Source organism: Desulfuromonas thiophila (genome assembly GCF_900101955.1).
In the GTDB taxonomy this organism is placed as follows: Bacteria; Desulfobacterota; Desulfuromonadia; order Desulfuromonadales; family Desulfuromonadaceae; genus Pseudodesulfuromonas; species Pseudodesulfuromonas thiophila.
Window position 1 is genome coordinate 1 of the sequence record NZ_FNAQ01000018.1, and the last position, 19,894, is coordinate 19,894.

Sequence of the window (19,894 nt, forward strand, 5' to 3'; positions counted from 1 at the left end):
ACTCGCCGATCCGGCGCATGGCCTGGTTGAGTTCAGTCTGGACGGGATCATTCTGGCGTTTTTTCAGCGACTCGTCGATCCCGGCCAGCGCTTTCTCTCGCCACTGCTCCAGGCGGTAGATCTCAAGGCTCAGTTCGCGGGATAGCGCATCAACGGATTCGCCCCGCAGCAGACGTAGGACCACTTCACGCTTGCGGGCGGCACTCCAGCGCTGCCCCTCGGCCAACGGTCCTGTGACGGTTTCGTTCTGGTTCTGTTTGGTCATTGTTAATCTCCTTGGACACGGGGACATTACCCCAAATCAGTGTCCAAGAAAACCGGCGCCGCTCCATGCGCAGTTCAACCCAGTCGGCTTGCATCTGCCGACCCGGTTCCGTCTCGAAACGCACCACGGGCTCTAACTCCTTGACCGGGGCCAATGCTGCCAGAAAAAGCCGGACCATGCGTTCTGAACCGTCATAGCCGAGTTCCCGGATCTCCCGGGCCAGTACCGTTGCCGGAAGTCGATGGGGAGCGGCCGCTTTCTGCCGCTCTTCCAGAAACGTTTTGAACGGATCAAGCTTTCCCGGGCGTGGTCCGCGTTTCTTGTAGGTCGGCATGGCCGCCGAGCGCAGAAACTTGCGGATGGTGTTGCGCGAATGCCCGGTGATCCGATGGATCTCCCGGATGCTTTTGCCCTGTTTGCTGAGAATTCTGATTTCCATACACTCTTCCTTTGCGATCATGCCGACCTCCTGGTCGGCTAGGATAAGGGAAGAGTGGGTCAATTTTCAGTTGCCGAGGTGGGTCATTTTTACTTTTCCGCTAACAACGTCATCCTGCTCGGACCCAGCGGCACCGGCAAGACCCATCTGGCCCTCACCCTGGGCTATCGGGCCACGCAGTGCGGCGTCAAGGTGCGCTTCATCTCCGCTGCCGACCTGATGCTGCAACTGGAGAGCGCCCAGCGGCAAGGCCGTTATAAAGAAGTGTTGCGACGCAGCGTGCTGGGGCCGAGACTGCTGATCATCGATGAAATCGGGTATCTGCCCTTCAGCGACACCCAGGCGAACCTGTTCTTCCAGGTGATCGCCAAACGCTACGAAGAAGGCTCGGTCATCCTGACCTCGAATCTGAGCTTCGGCGAATGGGAGCAGGCCTTCGGCGGCAACACGGCCCTGACATCGGCCATGCTGGACAGACTGTTGCACCATGCCCATGTCATCCAGATCCGAGGCGACAGCTATCGTCTGAAAGAGAAGCGCAGAGCGGGAATCATGACCACCCCGCTACCGACGGCACAAATTGAAGACTGACACAGGAGATGGGTCAATTTTCAACTTCCAAGAGCCGGTTAAGTGAGTCGGTTGTCGATTGCCGTTGACACAAAAGTGCGGGGATGGCGCAAGACTGCGAAGTCCGACTGGGGAAACCCTCCCGAAACATTCCGGCTTGTGACCTATCGGGACGCGGAAACGAACATCGTCTATCCGTTGGTGACCAATACCCTGGACCTACCAGCACGAACGAGTGCCGATCTCTACAAGGAACGTTGGCAAATTGAGCTTTTCTTCAAGTGGATCAGACAGAACCTGAAAGTGAAGAGCATCCTCGGCACCTCCATGAACGCGGTGAAGGCCCAGTTCTGGATCATTCTGTGCGCCTATCTACCTAGTGCTGTCGTTTCAAAAGTTCCAGTCGAAAATCAGCGCGTCGTTACAACGTATATTATTGATATTGCTGCTGAACTTGTTCGAGCGAGGAGATTTTACAAACTATTTGACCCGCCAAAGCAGGAAAACGCTACGCAGAACGGTCAGTTATGTTTGCTGTGAAACTGTGAGACAGTTGTGCCCCAAAAAGCATCGCCCGATAGGTGTTACCCACTCGATCGGGGGAAGAGCCTATAAAAAAGGGCGCAACAAGTGCGCCCTCCTATAAGACAATCAAAAACTTAATCAGCACGCCTATATATGAGATATTGCTGCAAGATTGTTAAAAGATTATTTACTAACCAGTAAAGAACAAGTCCTGCAGGAAAATTAAGAAAAAGAAAAGTAAAGACGACAGGCATGGCAAGCATCATCTTCGCCTGAATCGGATCCATTGTAGAGGGTGTCAGCTTTTGCTGTATAAACATAGTGACACCCATAAGGACCGGCGTAACAAAATAAGGATCCTTAACAGAAAGATCTGTAATCCACAGCATAAATGGAGCATGACGCAACTCAATTGTATCAAGAAGAACTTTATATAGAGCGAAAAAAACAGGGATTTGAACCAACATTGGCAAACAACCACCTAAAGGGTTAACCCGGTTTTCCTGATACAATTGCATTGTAGCGCGATTAAGTCCCTCACGATCAGTGCGATATTTTTCACGAATTTTTTTCATTTCAGGCTGAAGCTTTTGCATAGCCTTCATTGAAACATAACTTTTCTGAGTGAGAGGCCAGAAAATAAGTTTTATGATTACAGTAAGAAGAATAATCGATACTCCATAATTTCCTACAATATTATAAAAATAATTTAGAAAAAAATGAAGAGGTTTGGCGAGGAATGAAAAAAAACCAAAATCGACAGCCTTTGATAAATTATAGTCAAATTTTGAAAGCTGATTAGTTTCCTTTGGTCCAGAGTAAAGCAACGTGGTAAAAGTGAATGTCTCTCCAGGTAAAACTGAAAACTCAGGATAATTGATTTGATGTAAAAAATATTTATCATTGCAACTAACAACTACTTGTGCATTATTGGATGCATTTATAAACAATGACATAAAATACTTAAGAGTGAATCCAGACCAAAGAGTTTTTTCGCTATAACTAGTGTGGCTATTAATTAGATCATCTTTGTCTTCCTTAACAAGCTCATCATTATGGAGAGTAATAGAACCCTCAAAATCAAATCGATTTTTAGATTTATTATTGTTGATATTGTTATAAAATTTTATGGAATAACTGTCTTGCAAAGAAGAGATTGTACAATTTTTTACTTCGGTGGAAAGCTTGATAATATATGAATCTTTTTCGAAAGAAAAATTTTTATATATCTCGACACCCTTTACATCTTTTCGAAAAACGACATTTGTATCATTTTTAGAATAAAGATGATATTCACCACCATTTAAATAGTTGGAAAAATTATCTTGAAAGTACTGCCCACCCCCAAGGCTATTAATTATACATACATTTTCCGAGTTATTGGCGCTTTCTAGGTATTTAGGAAAACAAATTTTCTCTATCGATGCTTCATTTTCAGAAAAAACAATATCATAATTAGCGGAATTAAAAATTATTTCACTACCTGCAGCTTGTTCATTTGTTATGGAAATAAAATCTTTTTCTGGCTGAATCAAATTATCCCTATTTTCATCTTCAGCAGAAGTTATATTACTTGCCATATCCTGAAGGTCAGCAGTATCGACTGAATCCTTACCAGGAAACAAAAAGGAAAAAGTAAACCAAACAAGAACCATTAAAGTTATTGCAATTATAGTATTTTTATTTTCCATCAGTTCACCTTAGTGGATCATACCCGCCTTTAGACAGAGGATGACAACGTGCGATCCTATATAAAGAAAGACCTAAACCCCGTAAAAACCCATATTTAGTAATTGCCTGAATAGAATATTCAGAACAAGTTGGTAAAAATCTGCAACATTGTGGCTTAAATGGAGAAATAAATTTTTGATATAAACCAATTATAAATATAGAAATTTTCATTTTATATGCTTCAGGCTATTTTCTAAATCAATCCAAAAAAAACGGCTATCTATATCTCTAAGATCACATTTTGCTACATAAACATAGTCATAATTCGGAGAATATTTTTCGATATTCATCCTAAAAAAAGCTCTAACAACTCTTTTAAATCGATTACGCAAAAAAGCCCTACCGTTTTTACGACTTACAACAAGTCCTAAACGTGCAGGGCTATCAATATTTAAGCATTTGAATATAACAAAATATTTACATTTGTATTTAATTCCAGCTTTAAATACCCTATTATACTCTTGTTTTTTTTTAACAAGATTTTTTTTCTCTAGCAAGTTAGCCACAACCCATCTACTTGACTGGGATGGAAACTACAAGACGCCTACGCCCCTTAGCTCTTCTCCTATTAAGAACGTTACGTCCATTCGAGGTTGACATCCGCTGACGAAAGCCATGTGTTCTCTTACGGCTAACACGACTTGGTTGATATGTACGTTTCACTTAATCCTCCTATGTGTTTAGCAAAACAAGCTGACATCATCTAAAAAAAAAAGTCAAAAGGCAAGAACTTTAAAAACAAGAAAAATTATAAATTTTATGATAAAATTTAATTAACTAATTAAATTTCAAATAAATTGCCAACCAAAAACGTCTAATAATATATTAGATCACATCAACCATACAAGCCAAAACTGCGCTTTTTCGTCTTACTCACAAAATCGCCCTTCCCCAAAGAGAGTTGGTAGGTTAGCGTCTCTTCAATGAAAGATGCTGATCTTTACGCTCACATTCATGGCATTCGGTCGCCGAAATAAAGCTCGCTCTCGCTGCCGGCGAGGTCAGTGTTTTTGTCGAACACGATCCGGCCATCACCCTGACTTATCCGAAGTGCGGGGCAACCGCCCCCGGCAACAATAAGCGGCAGTGAATATGGCAGCACCTCGACAACTGTCAGTACAAGACCATGCTGGTGGCCGACGCCTCCCGCGTTAAGTGCCTGGAACACGCCGTCGTAACTGTCGAAGTGTCTTGGTCAGAATCAAGCTGGGATTCACGGCCCTGTACGAAGCTTTGGTTATCAACTGGCTCTGAGAGGCCTCCATTTAAGCTGTTTCCCGGTAGATAAACCTCACTTGGAAAGCCATCGACGACATCATGTCGCGGGCCGTCGCTCGTGGACTTGCACGGCGTGAATCACAAAGTCACAAGCACGTCGAGATTGATGAGACCGCTTTTCGCAAACAGCATGACTACGTCACTATCGTTTCGGACCAAGAGCAAGGGCGTGTGTGCTCCAAGTCGCTTCGGGTCGTAACAAGAAGGATCTGGCCGCTTATTATGAGACCTTTTTAGGGCGCATAAATCAGGCATTAACAAGATATTGAAAAAGTCCCATCCGTTTTTTTAATGACGCAAGCCGAAAATGGGCTCCTCGCTATTCCATGTGGGTAATGGTATGAGAGCGTTACTCTCACCACTGCCCGGAGGTTTTGCTTTTCACTATGAATCCTGAAGCACTTTTTGCCGTTGCGCTCGGAATTGCCCCTCCCTGGGAGGTTGTCGGCGTTGAGTTCTCTCAAGCAAGCAAACGTCTCGACATCCGTATCGATTTCCCCCGAGGTGCGCAGTTTGCCTGCCCTGTTTGCGGCGCTCCGATGTCGGTTTACGACACAACCGAGAAAACCTGGCGGCACCTGAACTTCTTCCAGTACGAAGCCTATCTGACTGCCCGGGTGCCGCGCACCAACTGCCCCAACGCTGGTTGCGGTATCAAGCAGGTGGTCGCGCCCTGGTCCCGCGCCGGTTCCGGCTTCACCTTGCTGTTCGAAGCGCTGGTGATGGCTTTGGCCCGGCAGATGCCGGTCAATGCCATCGCACAGTTGCTGCAGGTTCATGACACCCGGCTGTGGCGGATCATTCGCAGCTATGTCGATGCCGCCCGCGCCGCCGAGGACTTCTGCGGCGTGACTCGTCTGGGTGCCGATGAAACCAGTGCCCGGCGGGGGCAGGACTATGTCACCTTCTTCTTCGACATGGACGCCCGCAAGTTGCTGTTCGGAACCCACGGCAAGGACCACACGACGGTGGAGCGTTTCGTCGCCGATTTCGAGACGCATGGCGGCAACCCGGAAGCCGTCACCGACGCCTGCATCGACATGTCCAAATCCTTCATCAAGGGGCTGCAGGAGCAGTTTCCCAACGCGGCGCTGACCTTCGACCAGTTCCACGTCATCAAGCTGATGAACGACGTGCTGGGCAAGATCCGCGCGGAAGAGGCCCGTCAGTTCCCCGAAGAGCTGCGCAAGACCCGCTATCTGTTCCTGAAAAACCCCGACCGCCTGACCGAGGAGCAGGAACAACGACTGCGCAGCCTAACCCGCTTCAACCTGGGAAGCATCAAGGCCTACATCCTCAAGCTGGGCCTGCAGATCGTCTACTGCGCCGAAAATCACCAGGAGGCGGAAATCCTGCTGAAAAGCTGGTACCGCCGTGCCGTGCGCAGCAAGGTCGAGCGGATCGTCAAACTGGCCAAAACCGTCAAAGAACACTGGCAGGGCATTCTGAGCTACTTCGACTCACGCCTGACCAACGGCTTTCTGGAAGGAATCAACAGCCTCGTTCAGGCAGCCAAGGCCAAGGCGAGAGGCTACCGGAATCCGGACAACCTGATTGCCATGGCGTATCTGATTGCCGGCAAGCTCGAATTTCCTCAACACACTTGAAACAGCGAAGAACTCGAAAATGCGATTTCCGTCTTGCTCACAAAATCAATTCATTGCGGAGCAATGATTGATTTTGATCGCCCGTCCATGGGCTCTACAGGCTGTTTATCAACAGCCAGTTGATATGTCTGACAATTACAAGAGTAAACCACAGCTCCTTGAAAGCTATGGTTTACTCTCTGCCATGAATGAGCGGGGCCACTTTTTACGACGGTAGATCGCGCTGATATTCACGGGTTGGGTACCGCCTGTCTTGCCTACGTCGTGGAGCTGCCTCTCGCTAAAGTCGGGAGTTCAACAGATGCCTGATATAAATAGATCTTTCAATCAAAGAAAGGATTTAATATTCTTTGGGCACAAATGAATTAGACAACATTCCGAACAAGCTGGGCGACGGGCCTTGCAGCAGTTGCGACCATGAAAAATAAGCAAATGTGACACTTTACACCACAATTCTGGTGTTATTTTTCGGCAAAGATCTTGCTCAATTACTCTAACATCAGTGGAATCAGATAATCCAAGCCGATAACTAACACGTCTCACATGAGTATCAACGGCTAATCTCGGTATATTAAATGCATTACTTAAAACAACATTAGCTGTTTTGCGACCAACCCCAGGCAGTTTAACTAATTCCTCAAAATTTTTCGGAACAACACCATTGAATTGATTAACTAATTGTTGTGCACACAAAATAATATTACGGGACTTAACACGGTAACAACCTATAGATCGCAAAATCTGTTCTATATTATCAATTTTAGCTGAGGCCAACTTAAAGGGATCTGAATAATATATGAACAATTCTTTAGTAACCTGATTTACACGAACATCGGTTGTTTGCGCAGAAAGAATAGTTGAAATCAACAATTCGTACGGATTTTGGAAATTTAACGAACAAGCAGCTTGGGGATAACAACTCAGCAAATAATTAAGAATCTGAGAAATTCCATCACAAGCCATAGTTTCACGAACCAACATAAAAATTATCAACAGAGCGCAAGTTCATAAAAGTGTTTCCCGGTACTGATTTAAATTTATCAAATAATTTTAAACCAACAGGTAGAGATATAAAATCCTGTGACAATGTAAAATTTAGAAATAAGGGTAAGTGACTACATAAAAATCTCTCTCGTATACAATATAAGATTTCTACCTGATTTACCAGAATCCCATTCATCTTATAAATACGGTCCCGAGCGATAAGAGGAAAGCAAGCCGGATATGTTGCTCGACACCAGAAAGGAGCGACACGTTTTAGGTTTTGTTGAAATGGATTAAACATACTAAGCCATATACCATCAAAAAAATCACCAACTAAAATACAAGGCAAAGCTAAATGAGAACGCTGAAAAATATCTGGACCAAATAAACGGTGCAACTGTTGAGGTCGAAACCAAAACCCACCACAAAGCCTTAAATTAACCAACAAAAAACGATAAATACTAAATCTTACATCTGCAACCTGACAACTTGCACCGGCCCCGAGATCAAATTCTTGAACTTGCTGAAATATCGGCACAGAAGCTAACAGAGCTAAACCGGAACGTTGTCCGACACGAATTTGTGAAAAACCAGTATAAAAAACTAATTCATCAAGACTGACTAAATCTGCATATTGCAAAGCAACTATATCAACCTGCTGCGATCGTATCCAAGAAAAAAATGACGCTGAATCCCGTAAGCCCTTAAGATTGAAAGATAACAGGCGGAGATTTCGCATCACATACTCCGGAGACAAATAAAAAATTCACCAAGTCGTGAAAGTTAAATCGATAAGATCTTTTACCGATAAAAAATTTTTCTTCGATCTTCATGCAAAAGTAGATGCAGATCTATAAATATAATTACATAAAGATCAATCTTCAGAGACAACCAGCTGATATTGTTTAGTTATCATACAAAACAACAGGATCCTCGCTGTTTCAAGTGGGTAGCCTGATATCAAGCTTGCCTGCAATGAGGTAACCCACGTTGATCAGATTCTTGATGGAGCTATACCCACGAGCTCTTCTTTTGGTTGCCTGGATGAGGCCGTTAACGGCTTCGAGAAACCCGTTGGAAAGCTTGCTGTCGAACCAGGCCAAGATTCCGTTCCAATAGTTCTTAATCGTTTTGGCGACTTTCTTGACTTGGCCAATCTGGCTTCGGATCGCCCAGCTATACCAGGCCGTAAGCCGTCCCTGGGCATCCTCGCAAGTGGTGGCGAAGTAAACATCCTGCAAAGCCAGTTTGATAAGATAAGCTCGGGCCGTCTTAAGCCGGTAGTTGGACAGCCGGGCAAGGTCTCATCCTGTTTTTCGGTCAGGTTTTCCGGGTTCTCAGGTAGGCATAACGGCTGCCTTTCATCATCTCCGGATAGATCTGAGCCTCTTCCGCACGCACTTTACTCAGAGCGTCGTTCATCTGCTGAATCAGGTGAAACGGATCAAAGGTGATTTCGACGTTGGGGAGGGCTTCGCTCACCCCCTTGATGAAGGCCTTAGATGTCGATGCAGGTGTCGGTAACGTAGGCGGGATCGCCCTTGTGGGCCTTGAGATCCTCCGCAAAGGCCCTGACTGTCTCATGACTCTTTCCCTCGGTCCCGAACAGAAGTCGCCGAAAGTCCAGATCAAAGAAGAGGGAGATGTAGTCCTGGCCTCTTCTAGCGGAGGTTTCGTCAATGCCGACGCGCTTCACCTCTGAATGATTCTCTTGCGCACGGGCACATTAGACATAATGATCGAGAACCCGCCAGATGCGGGTATCATGCTCGCCCAACAGAGCCGCAGCTACCTTGACCGGCATCTCTCGAACCAGGGCCATGACCACTGCCTCAAAAGAAGCATAAAGCCGGAGCCGGGTCGTGCCCAAGGGATCTGAACCTGCTTGACTCAACAACCGGCATTGGGGCACTTCACCCAAGGCACCCGGGCGGTCAGGTAGGCCTCATACTGGAAGAAGTTCAAATGCCGCCAGCTCTTCTCGGTCGTGTCGTAAACTGGGACTTCGGCGCTACAGGTGGGGCAGACGAACTGGGCACCACGGGGGAAATCGATGCGAATATTGAGCCGCTTGTTCTCCTGGGAAAATTCGACGCCGACGACCTCCCAGGGCGGAGCAATTCCAGGGGGAACAGCAAAAAAGGGATTCAGGGTTCATGACAAAAGAAAAACCTCCGGGCTATAGTAAGAATCACCTTCTCAAACCATTACCCACTTGAAACAGCGAGGAGCCCCGAAAACGGTATACAGAGCAGTCTGTTCTATTTGCTGTAAAACTGTAATAAATTAATAGACAGACGCAATAAATAAAATATTCAAAGAAAACAATCACTATTATCTTCAGACCGTAATTCTCGCTTCATCAATTCCTGAACAGCATCTTGGGGTTTTTTACCCTGATTAAGAATCATATACATCTGTTCAATAATTGGTACTTCAACGTTGTATTTTCTAGCAAGTAAATAGGCTGATAAAGTTGTTTTAACACCTTCAGCGACCATAGACATTTCAGCAAGGATATCACTTAATATCATACCTTGCCCTAATTTAATACCAACATATCTATTACGAGACAACTCACCAGTACAAGTTAATACCAAATCTCCCATACCAGCTAATCCTGCAAAAGTATGATTAAGCGCACCGCAACGTAAACCAAGACGACGAATTTCTGCTAATCCTCGAGTTATCAAAGCAGCACGAGCATTAAATCCATACCCCAAACCATCACTAATTCCAGCAGCTAGAGCAATTACATTTTTTAATGCACCAGCTAATTCAACTCCAATAACATCACAATTAGTATAAACCCTAAAATTGCTATTACTGAATATTGCCTGCAAAATACTGGCTTTTTCGATATTTTTAGATGCAACAACAACTGCACTTGGTTTACCTTGGGCAACTTCCATTGCAAATGTTGGTCCTGACAAAACGGCATAAGATGCCGATAAACTATCCGGTATTATATTACGAACAACATCACTCATAGTACTAAGTGTGTTTTGTTCTATACCCTTTGAAGCAGAAATAATAGTTGAATTTTTCTGTATAAAATCAACACCACTTTCAATTATTTTTCTCGAAAATTGTGTTGGAGAAACTAGTAAAACGTATGGCAAACTAAACACATCTTCAAGTTTATTTGTAAATCTTATTTTTTCATCAAGATATATATCTGGTAAATATTTTTTATTTTGTCGATGTAAATCTAAGTCTGCAACAAGTTCATTCTCATAACACCACAATACAACGTCATGACCATTAGATGATAGCAGAGTAGCGAGACTTGTTCCCCAGCTACCAGCTCCCACAACTCCTATCAGTTCAGATTTAAATTTAAGACGATCATTCCTCATCGTCATCAAACTCCTCATCTGAATCACAGTCGAGCAAATCAATAGTATTAATTAAGTCCTCATCCTTCTCGGCCAACTTAGCAACTGCAACAACACGTTCAGAAGGTTCGAGAACCATCAAACGAACACCTTGTGTATTTCGACCAATAATAGAGAGACTATGAACACTAGTTCTAAGAATTTTACCCTTATCCGTTATAAACATTAAATCTTCATCAGAAGAAACAAGTTTAACATCTACTACAGCCCCGTTTCTATCTGATGTTTTTATTGTAATAATACCTTTTCCACCACGCGATTGTTTTCTATATTCATTAATATGAGTGCGTTTACCGTAACCACGTTCAGTAACACTAACAAGAGTTGCATTAATATCTTCGGTAACAGCTTCCATGCCAATAATAAAATCTCCATCCTCAAGACTCATGCCACGAACACCTCGCGCAATCCGCCCCATAGGTCTAACTTCAATTTCATTAAATCTGATAGATTTTCCGCAATAACTTGCTAATAATAGGTCCATATTACCGGAAGTAATTCTAGTTGAAACAAGACAATCATCACTATCTATTGTCATTGCTATGATACCACCTTGTCTCGGATTTGAATATGACATCAAATCTGTTTTTTTAACAATTCCTTTTTTAGTACATGCGATAATAAATTTATCTTCTGCAAATTCTTTAACCGGCAATATTGTCATTATTTTTTCATTTTGGTCTAACTGTAATAAATTAACTATTGCCTTACCGCGTGCTGATCTTCCTCCTTGAGGAATTTCATGTACTTTAAGCCAGTAAACTTTACCAGTATCAGTGAAAACTAAAATATATGAATGCGTCGAGGCAATAAATAAATGTTCTACGAAGTCTTCTTCCTTCGGTTTAATACCAGTTTTTCCTTTGCCTCCTCTTTTTTGAGATCTATACAAAGAAACTGCATTTCTTTTTATATAACCAGAATGTGTAACCGTAACTACCATATCTTCTTCAACTATAAAATCTTCTAAAGTTAAATCTTTTCCAGCACTAACAATTTCAGTTCTACGAGGATTTGAATATTTATCCCTTAACTCAATAAACTCTTCTTTAATGACATTTAGAATTTCAATTTCACTTCCTAAGATAATTTTCAGTCTATCAATAAGAGCAACTAAATCATTATACTCAGAAATAATCTTATCTCTTTCAAGTCCTGTTAATCTATGTAAGCGCATATCCAGAATAGATTGAGCCTGAATATCTGAAAATTTGAATATTAATATCAAAGAATTTTTAGCGTTTTGTGAATTTTCTGACTCTTTAATTATTTTTATAATATTATCAATATTATCGATAGCTTTTTTTAAACCACTTAAAATATGAGCTCTTTCTTCAGCTTTCCTAAGCTCAAATATACACCTTCTAGTAACAATATTTCTTCTATGTTCAATAAAATAATCAAGTATCTGCCTCAATGATAATATTCTTGGTTGGCCAGATACGATGGCTAAAAAAATAATTCCGAAAGATGTTTGCAGTGTTGTCATTTTATAAAGTTGGTTTAAAACAACTGCAGAAACTGAATCTTTCTTTAATTCTATTACTATACGCATACCATCACGATCTGACTCATCTCTCAGATCTGAAATTCCATCAATTTTTTTCTCTTTCACTAATTCTGCAATTTTTTCTATTAACTTAGCTTTATTCACCTGATAAGGTATTTCATTTACTATAATACTTTCCCTTCCAGTACGTTTATCTATTTCTATTATAGCTTTAGCTCTTACTTTAAGTATACCTCTTCCAGTTTTATATGCTTCAATTATATCATCTCTACCCAAAATAAAAGCACCAGTAGGAAAATCTGGACCTGGTATAATTTGTAACAAGTCGTCAAAATCTATTGATGGATCATTAATTATTGCAATTAATGAATCAAGTACTTCCTTAAGATTATGTGGTGGTATTTTTGTAGCCATACCTACAGCAATACCTTCAGAACCATTAATCAGTAAATTAGGTATTTTACATGGTAAAACCAAGGGCTCAATTAATGAATCATCATAATTATTACCAAAGTCTACTGTTTCTTTTTCAATATCAGATAAAATTTCATGGGCTAAACGATCCATCCTAATTTCTGTATAACGCATAGCTGCGGGAGAATCACCATCAACCGAACCAAAATTTCCTTGTCCATCAATAAGTGGATGTCTCATCGAAAATGGCTGCGCCATTCGAACGATGCTATCATAAACCGCAGAATCTCCATGTGGGTGATATTTACCAATAACGTCACCGACAACACGAGCAGACTTCTTATATGGCTTATTATAATCATTATTTAATTCATGCATTGCATACAATATTCTTCGATGAACAGGTTTAAGTCCATCGCGAACATCAGGTAATGCTCTTCCGATAATAACACTCATCGCGTAGTCCATATATGACTTACGCATTTCATTTTCTATATTTACATCAACTATTTTATCAAACATATTTTCACACTCATATATCTAAATTCGAAACACTGAGAGAATTTTTTTCAATGAATTCACGCCGTGGCTCAACTAAATCGCCCATTAAAACTGTAAATACTTCATCTGCAGATATTACATCTGAAATTTTAACTTTCAATAGAATTCTTTTTTCTGGATCCATAGTCGTTTCCCAAAGTTGTTCCGGATTCATTTCACCTAAACCTTTATATCTTTGTATATATATACCTTTCTTACTTCTTTCATATATTTCTTCATAAACTTGTTTAATACCATTACAGCTTGTAATGAACTGATCATTTTTATAAATGTCAAATTTAATTTGATAGTACTGTTCTATATCACTATAAAGTTGAATTAAATAGCTATATTCTTGTGACGATATCAATTTCAAATAATCACTGTCAATCCTAACATTAATATTACCTGACCGAAAAATGATTCGCTGTGGATTGTCATAAAAAGTGAATTTTGACGACACTGACAAATTTTCAAGTAAACCGTAGAAAAAATGGAGGTTTTCAAAATCAGGGCTATCTCTCGCAACTTTGTTTTTTATTAATAAATCTAATACATAAGAATTTATTCCCTTATTTACTAACTTCGTATATGAATCATTAAATTTAATAGTATTTTTAACAATAGGTATTATTTGTTTTCCGCGTAATTTTTTTCCTAAATACTCAAGGTGTATATCTTCCACACCAGATTCAAGTAAGTAATCCACTAATGACATTTCATCCTTTATGTAATTTTCTTTTTTTGATTTTTTTATTTTATATAGGGGGGGCTGTGCGATATATAAATAACCTTTCTCTATCAACTCAGGCATCTGTCTATAAAAAAAAGTCAATAAAAGTGTTCGTATATGTGACCCATCAACATCTGCATCAGTCATTATTATTATTTTATGGTATCTTATCTTATCTATATCATAATCATCTTTGCCTATTCCGGTACCTAATGCAGTTATTAGTGTTCTAATCTCGTTTGATGTTAACATTTTATCGAATCTTGCTTTTTCGACGTTAAGAATTTTACCTTTTAATGGCAGTATTGCCTGAAAAGCCCTATCTCTTCCTTGCTTTGCACTACCACCTGCACTATCACCCTCGACAATATACAATTCACTTAAAGAAGGATTTTTTTCCTGACAGTCAGAAAGTTTTCCAGGTAATGAAAGGCTATCTAGAGCTCCTTTTCGACGTGTTAGATCTCGAGCTTTTCGCGCAGCTTCACGTGCCCTAGCAGCATCAATTCCTTTTTCAAGAATTTTTTTTGCAACTTGAGGATTTTCTTCTAAATAGACTGATAATTTTTCATTTACTAGACTCTCAACGAATCCTTTAATTTCAGAATTACCTAATTTTGTTTTTGTTTGTCCTTCAAATTGAGGATTAGGTAATTTAATAGAAATGATAGCAGTCAAACCTTCTCTTAAATCTTCGCCACTGATATTAACTTTTACATTCTTTAAGAGATTATTTGAGGAGGCATAACTATTCATAGTTCGCGTAAGAGCAGCTTTAAATCCAATTAGATGTGTACCACCTTCATGTGTATTTATATTATTTGCAAATGAGAATATTTTTTCATCGTAACTATCATTATATTGTATAGCTACTTCGATATTTATTTTTTCCCTATTACCTTCTATATATATGGGATGATCGTGTAAAGGATTTTTAGCACGATTTAAATATTCAACAAATGATGTTATCCCACCTTCATAGTAAAACTCTTGTTTTTTTTCGGATCTATTATCATTTACTGTAATCTTCACACCAGCATTAAGAAAAGCAAGTTCTCTCATTCTTTTACTTAGAATTTCGAATGAAAAAACTGTTGTTTCAAATATTGATTCATCAGGCCAAAAAGTTATTTTAGTTCCTCTGTTATTCGACTCAGAAATAAATTTTAGATCAGTTACTGGTTTACCATATTCATATGTTTGACAATAAAATTTATTTTCCCTTCTAATTTCTAAATATAGTTTTTTAGATAATGCGTTTACGACGGAGACACCTACACCATGTAATCCACCTGAAACTTTATAACTATCATTATCAAATTTTCCTCCCGCGTGTAGTATAGTCATAACGACTTCTGCAGCAGGCTTGTTTTCAGTTGGATGTAAATCAACTGGTATTCCTCTTCCATTATCTTCTACAGTTATTGAATTATCTAAATTTATTGTTAATATTATATTTGTACAAAATCCGGCCAATGATTCATCTATTGAATTATCGACAACTTCATAAACAAGATGGTGTAATCCTTGTTCATTTGTTGAACCTATATACATTGCTGGTCTTTTTCTTACTGCTTCTAGACCTTCCAATATTTTTATATTATCTGCTGTATAATTATTCATTTTATAACCTCATAGGCATTATAACAGAAAGAAATTTTTCCGAATCACCATCAGTAAAAAGACAAGGCGACATATTGTCTTTTATATATAAATTTATATTTTCGCAGTTTGTAGAATTAAACAAATCAAGTAAATATCTAGAGTTGAAAATAATTTTTATTTGATCACCTGTATAGTCTATTTCTATTTTTTCTTCTGCTGTACCATAATCATTATTCGATGCTTCAATTATAAGTATTTTGTTTGAAAAAATTAGACTAATATTTTTTGTAACATCGTTACTCATTATTGATATTCTTCTAACTGCGTCATTTAAAAGTTGTCTGTTTAATTTTATCGGAAAACTATTTTTTTCAGGTATTACTTTCTTATAGTTAGGGAATTCGCCATCTATAAGTCTTACATACAAATTTACTATATCATTATCTATCAATATATATTTATTTTCTATATATATATTAATAAGTTCTGATTGTTCTAAAATTTTCTTTATTTCGATTAGCCCTTTTCTTGGAATAATTATTCCATTATCTATTCTAGAATCATTTATTTTTTCGGTGCTATATTTAGATAATCTGTGACCATCTGTAGATACAAAATTTATTTTATTATCTTCTCTTTGAATATATAGACCGCATAAATTGAATTTTGTGTCATCTTGACTAATTGTTGGACTTGTCATTGATATTGCTTTTATAAATATTTCTTTATCAATATTTATGTTACTTGTTTTATTTATTATTGTTTTTTTTGGAAACTCTTCTTCAGGTAACCCAAGTAATTTATATTCAGTTTTAATGGTTTTTAACTTTATGAAATTATTTTCAATTTTTTCAATATTAATGTTTTCATTTGGTAATTCTTTAATGATATCATATAATTTTTTTGCTGGAACAGTTATTGATCCTTTTCTTATTGTTTCACAATTGAATTTTGAAATTAATGTAATTTCTAAATCTGTAGCTTCAATTGTTGATTTTTCATTATCTACGTTAATTAATATATTTGATAATATGGGCAATGTTTTCTTTTTTTCAATTATAGATTGCATTAACCCAATTGTTTTTAGAATTTCATTTTTTTCTACAGAAAAGTTCATTTTTTATGCTCCTTTTTTTTGTTTTATAAAAATATTCATAGTGTCTGTTTAGTGTTAATAATTTTTGTAATACGTTGTTTTTATTATTTTTTTTGTTTTGGTTAGTTGTGGAAAGATAGTGGTTTAGATGAACTTATTGTTGAATAGTTTTTTCTTTGTATTTTATCCAGTAAGGTGATGTTTTAATATATTAAATATATTTTATATACATAAATAGATATGATTGATCTTATGGTTACACCTGTTATTTTGCCAATGGCGATCTGCACAGAGTTATTGTTAGCTTTTACCACTATAAAACGCCTGAGTATGATGCTGTTGAAGTAGACGCAGCTGAAATTATCTCGATGACTCGTTGTTCTAGGGAACCTCCCAATAAATCTAAACATATGTGAGTTGAATCTAAAATCGGCATTGAGTTGTAATTTCTCGCTAAACGTTCATAGCGCGTTGCAATTCTGCGATATTTCTTGATTTTCTGGAAAAAATGCTCAACCAGATTGCGTTCTTTGTAAATATTTCTATCGTAATCACGCTTCTTCTTGCGATGGCTACAAGGCGGGACAGCGGCGAGAGCTCCGTTGTAGTGAATGGCCTGGATAAAATCGTCTGAATCGTATCCCTTGACAGTAAGGATATATTCAGCCTCCAAGCCACAAATAAGCGCCTTGGCCACGGTATATTCTGAGGTTTGGCCCTGAGTCAGAACAAGACGTATAGGATTGCCCAAAGCATCAACGGCAGCATGGATTTTTGTACTCAATCCACTGTGGGATTGACCGTGCCCCTGCTGGGCTTATGTTTTTTCTGCGCAGCGCCATGCGTGATGGACGCGGACAATGCTTCTGTCAATCATCAGGTGTTCCAAATCGGGATCATCGGCTATGGTTTCAAAGATACGCAGCCAAACCCCTTTGCGAGACAAACGGTCATAACGGACATAAACATGATGCCAATGCCCATAATGCTTGGGGAGATCGCGCCAAGGGGCTCCTGTTCGAGCGACCCATAAAACAGCCTCGAGAAACAGCCGATTATCTTTGGTAGTAACACCGCAATCACTGCTTTTTCTGGGGAGTAATGGGGCAATACGTTTCGACTGATCGTCTCGTAAGATTGCTCTGTCCATTTTTTGTTCCGTTTGAGGGGCGGGTATCCCCCTTATCGGAACTAAAAAATATACGTTTAAATGAGAACGCTCCTTGGTTTTTGATCTTGTCTTATTCCTTCTTTATAAGGTAGATGATGGTACCTGAGCAGATCTTGGTGCCCCACAGCGCTTTGGTGATATCTTTGATCCGCCGCACGGATATATCTTAATATTCGCTTCCTTGACCGAAGACACCCGCTTCCGTGAACGCTCGAAAATGGTCATCTCGAACGTCTGTTGCCCTAGCTTGATTATCAACAGGGTGACCTAGCCGACACGGCTATCGGTACGGGCCTTATGGCACTGATACTTTTCAGTGTTTTGCATAGGCGATCCGCTTTAGCTTCTAAAACCTAGTTGTGGATCTCCCCAATCGTGTTTCGCTTTATATTTCCCCGGTGGTCACGGATGATGTCTTTATTGAGCTGGAGAATCTTCCTTTCTTTTGCGCTTCAATCATTTTTCCACGGCAGTGTTTCTTTTTGGCCTGAATTGGTCTCTTACGACGTTAATTTAGCCCATCAGCGGACCTGCGGTTTTGTTTAAAAAAATAAAAGGCATGCTATCGGCTTATTACTGTGTAATATTTGACGCTATATATAATATTACTTTAGTGTAAAAATTAAGTAATATGTATTTAGTTTTTATACGTAGACGAAAATTATACTACTAAAGTAGATTTTATATTCCTGATTATGTTTTTTAATATTTGATTTGTCTCCATTTCAGCCTCAATTTTCTTTATTGAATGAATTACTGTAGAATGATCCTTCCCACCAAAATGTTCACCAATTTCGGGATATGAGCAATCTGTTAATTGACGGCATAGATACATGCTTATCTGTCTTGGAACGACATATTTTTTCGCTCTTTTAGAAGACTTTAGATCGGAAATTTTTATATTGAAATGTTGACATGCTTTTTTCTGTATGTCTTCAATGGTTACGATAGAAGATTTTTCTATAATTATATCTTTAAGAATTTCTTTTGCCATTTCGACGGTAATTTCTGTTGATGTTAAACTGGCATATGCACCTAATCTTACAATGTAACCTTCTAATTCCCTAATATTGCTAATAACAGAGTTTACAAGAAAATCAGTTACTTCTTTAGTAAGCTTTATCTTGTTTTTTTCTGCTTTAGCTTCAAGTATGGCTTGTTTGGTCTCATTGTCTGGTGGTTGAATATCTGCTATCAGCCCCCATTCAAATCTCGATCTAAGTCTTTCTTCTAATCCTGGTATTTCTTTAGGGAATTTATCTGATGTTACAACTATTTGTTTTTGTGATTCATATAAGGAATTAAATGTGTGGAAAAACTCTTCCTGGGTTCTTTCTTTTCCAGCTATAAATTGTACATCATCTATTAGTAATACATCTATATTTCTAAACTTGTTTCTAAATTCATCCATTTTACCGTAACGAATTGAGTTTATAAGTTCATTAGTGAATTTTTCTGACGAATAATAAAAAGCTCTTAATTTTTTATTTTGTATTACGCAATTTCCTATAGCATGAAGAAGGTGTGTTTTTCCGAGGCCTACACCTCCATAAATAAATAATGGATTATAAACCGTAGCTGGATTATTTGCCACAGCCTGAGATGCCGCTGCAGCAAACTGATTTGAATTTCCTGAAATAAAATTTTCGAAAGTATATTCCTTATTAATGTATGAATTTATTGTATCAACTTTCGTTTTAATTGTATTTTCATCTATTTTGGAATTTCTTTTGTCTTCATCTATGTATTTATCTGATACAATTATTTTTATATTTATATCAGAAATACTATGTTTTTTAAAAGCTGCAGTCTTTATTAAATCTACGTAGTTTTTATCAACCCAGTTTTTTATAAATATATTTTTTACACAAAGTGTAATTGTATTATTTTTAAATTCGAGGAACTTTATTGGCTTGATCCATGTTGTAAAGTTTTGCTCGCTTGTTGAGTTTTTTAGAACATCTAGAATAGAAAGCCATAAATTTGAATCGTGATAATTGATCATTATTGAATATTTTTCTTTTTAAT

General features: G+C 39.0%; 13 protein-coding genes and 5 pseudogenes. 3 read left to right on the forward strand and 15 right to left on the reverse strand.

Annotated features, from left to right (window positions below; all coding sequences use genetic code 11):
- Nucleotides 1–265: transposase (locus BLR80_RS12765; protein WP_143012147.1), on the reverse strand; the 265-nt coding region annotated here is incomplete at its 3' end.
- Between the two features lie 67 nt (nucleotides 266–332).
- Nucleotides 333–725, reverse strand: a pseudogene (locus BLR80_RS11020) (IS21 family transposase); the annotation flags it as partial.
- A gap of 66 nt (nucleotides 726–791) precedes the next feature.
- Here BLR80_RS11020 and istB point away from each other — a divergent pair.
- Nucleotides 792–1,295, forward strand: a pseudogene (istB, locus tag BLR80_RS11025) (IS21-like element helper ATPase IstB); the annotation flags it as partial.
- A 42-nt stretch (nucleotides 1,296–1,337) separates the two neighbouring features.
- Nucleotides 1,338–1,814: pseudogene (locus BLR80_RS11030) on the forward strand (transposase).
- 119 nt (nucleotides 1,815–1,933) lie between these two features.
- On the opposite strand, the gene yidC reads toward BLR80_RS11030, so the two are convergent.
- Genes yidC through rpmH form a run of 4 tightly spaced genes read right to left on the reverse strand, consistent with a single transcriptional unit; the run spans nucleotide 1,934 to nucleotide 4,193 of the window.
- A complete protein-coding gene (gene yidC / locus BLR80_RS11035; protein ID WP_092080050.1) occupies nucleotides 1,934–3,490 on the reverse strand; it encodes a membrane protein insertase YidC in 1,557 nt (518 codons plus the stop codon).
- Between the two features lie 4 nt (nucleotides 3,491–3,494).
- Nucleotides 3,495–3,701, reverse strand: a complete 207-nt coding sequence (gene yidD, locus BLR80_RS11040) for a membrane protein insertion efficiency factor YidD (RefSeq protein WP_092080053.1) — start codon at nucleotides 3,699–3,701, stop codon at nucleotides 3,495–3,497.
- Complete coding sequence (rnpA, locus tag BLR80_RS11045; RefSeq protein ID WP_092080057.1) at nucleotides 3,698–4,036, reverse strand: ribonuclease P protein component; 339 nt, start codon at nucleotides 4,034–4,036, stop codon at nucleotides 3,698–3,700. The genes yidD and rnpA overlap by 4 nt, the downstream gene beginning before the upstream one ends.
- Before the next feature lie 7 nt (nucleotides 4,037–4,043).
- Entirely contained in the window at nucleotides 4,044–4,193 is a 150-nt protein-coding gene (rpmH, locus tag BLR80_RS11050) for a 50S ribosomal protein L34 (protein WP_092080060.1), read from the reverse strand.
- Nucleotides 4,194–5,194: 1,001 nt separating this feature from the next.
- Between rpmH and BLR80_RS11055 the strand changes: the two genes are divergently transcribed.
- Complete coding sequence (locus tag BLR80_RS11055; protein ID WP_092080063.1) at nucleotides 5,195–6,415, forward strand: ISL3 family transposase; 1,221 nt, start codon at nucleotides 5,195–5,197, stop codon at nucleotides 6,413–6,415.
- Between the two features lie 327 nt (nucleotides 6,416–6,742).
- On the opposite strand, the gene nth is transcribed toward BLR80_RS11055, so the two are convergent.
- The 9 genes and pseudogenes from nth to dnaA all read right to left on the reverse strand — a co-directional run bounded on the left by nth (nucleotide 6,743) and on the right by dnaA (nucleotide 19,871).
- Complete coding sequence (gene nth, locus BLR80_RS11060; RefSeq protein WP_216095215.1) at nucleotides 6,743–7,396, reverse strand: endonuclease III; 654 nt, start codon at nucleotides 7,394–7,396, stop codon at nucleotides 6,743–6,745.
- Nucleotides 7,383–8,138, reverse strand: a complete 756-nt coding sequence (locus tag BLR80_RS12770) for an endonuclease/exonuclease/phosphatase family protein (RefSeq protein WP_143012148.1) — start codon at nucleotides 8,136–8,138, stop codon at nucleotides 7,383–7,385. Before BLR80_RS12770 ends, nth begins: the two co-directional genes overlap by 14 nt.
- 202 nt (nucleotides 8,139–8,340) lie before the next feature.
- Nucleotides 8,341–9,557 (reverse strand): annotated as a pseudogene (locus BLR80_RS11065) (ISL3 family transposase).
- Between the two features lie 157 nt (nucleotides 9,558–9,714).
- Nucleotides 9,715–10,758 (reverse strand): NAD(P)H-dependent glycerol-3-phosphate dehydrogenase, encoded by a 1,044-nt coding sequence (locus BLR80_RS11070; RefSeq protein ID WP_092080151.1) that lies wholly within the window; start codon nucleotides 10,756–10,758, stop codon nucleotides 9,715–9,717.
- Nucleotides 10,748–13,243 (reverse strand): DNA gyrase subunit A, encoded by a 2,496-nt coding sequence (gene gyrA, locus BLR80_RS11075; RefSeq protein WP_092080066.1) that lies wholly within the window; start codon nucleotides 13,241–13,243, stop codon nucleotides 10,748–10,750. Before gyrA ends, BLR80_RS11070 begins: the two co-directional genes overlap by 11 nt.
- A gap of 10 nt (nucleotides 13,244–13,253) precedes the next feature.
- Entirely contained in the window at nucleotides 13,254–15,617 is a 2,364-nt protein-coding gene (gene gyrB, locus BLR80_RS11080; protein WP_092080069.1) for a DNA topoisomerase (ATP-hydrolyzing) subunit B, read from the reverse strand.
- 1 nt (nucleotide 15,618) lies between these two features.
- The gene (gene dnaN, locus BLR80_RS11085; RefSeq protein WP_092080072.1) at nucleotides 15,619–16,716 is read right to left on the reverse strand and encodes a DNA polymerase III subunit beta; all 1,098 of its coding nucleotides are present in this window, start codon (nucleotides 16,714–16,716) and stop codon (nucleotides 15,619–15,621) included.
- 382 nt (nucleotides 16,717–17,098) lie between these two features.
- Nucleotides 17,099–17,845: pseudogene (locus BLR80_RS13420) on the reverse strand (IS5 family transposase); the annotation flags it as partial.
- 682 nt (nucleotides 17,846–18,527) lie between these two features.
- The gene (gene dnaA / locus BLR80_RS11100) at nucleotides 18,528–19,871 is read right to left on the reverse strand and encodes a chromosomal replication initiator protein DnaA (protein WP_092080081.1); all 1,344 of its coding nucleotides are present in this window, start codon (nucleotides 19,869–19,871) and stop codon (nucleotides 18,528–18,530) included.
- Nucleotides 19,872–19,894: the final 23 nt, after the last annotated feature.

Bases quoted from the DNA above. Each gene is read 5' to 3' on its own strand.
- yidD (WP_092080053.1), bottom strand. From the start codon at position 3,701: ATGAAAATTTCTATATTTATAATTGGTTTATATCAAAAATTTATTTCT.
- BLR80_RS11055 (WP_092080063.1), top strand. From the start codon at position 5,195: ATGAATCCTGAAGCACTTTTTGCCGTTGCGCTCGGAATTGCCCCTCCC.
- yidC (WP_092080050.1), bottom strand. From the start codon at position 3,490: ATGGAAAATAAAAATACTATAATTGCAATAACTTTAATGGTTCTTGTT.
- dnaN (WP_092080072.1), bottom strand. From the start codon at position 16,716: ATGAACTTTTCTGTAGAAAAAAATGAAATTCTAAAAACAATTGGGTTA.
- dnaA (WP_092080081.1), bottom strand. From the start codon at position 19,871: ATGATCAATTATCACGATTCAAATTTATGGCTTTCTATTCTAGATGTT.
- gyrA (WP_092080066.1), bottom strand. From the start codon at position 13,243: ATGTTTGATAAAATAGTTGATGTAAATATAGAAAATGAAATGCGTAAG.
- gyrB (WP_092080069.1), bottom strand. From the start codon at position 15,617: ATGAATAATTATACAGCAGATAATATAAAAATATTGGAAGGTCTAGAA.
- BLR80_RS12770 (WP_143012148.1), bottom strand. From the start codon at position 8,138: ATGCGAAATCTCCGCCTGTTATCTTTCAATCTTAAGGGCTTACGGGAT.
- nth (WP_216095215.1), bottom strand. From the start codon at position 7,396: ATGTTGGTTCGTGAAACTATGGCTTGTGATGGAATTTCTCAGATTCTT.
- BLR80_RS11070 (WP_092080151.1), bottom strand. From the start codon at position 10,758: ATGAGGAATGATCGTCTTAAATTTAAATCTGAACTGATAGGAGTTGTG.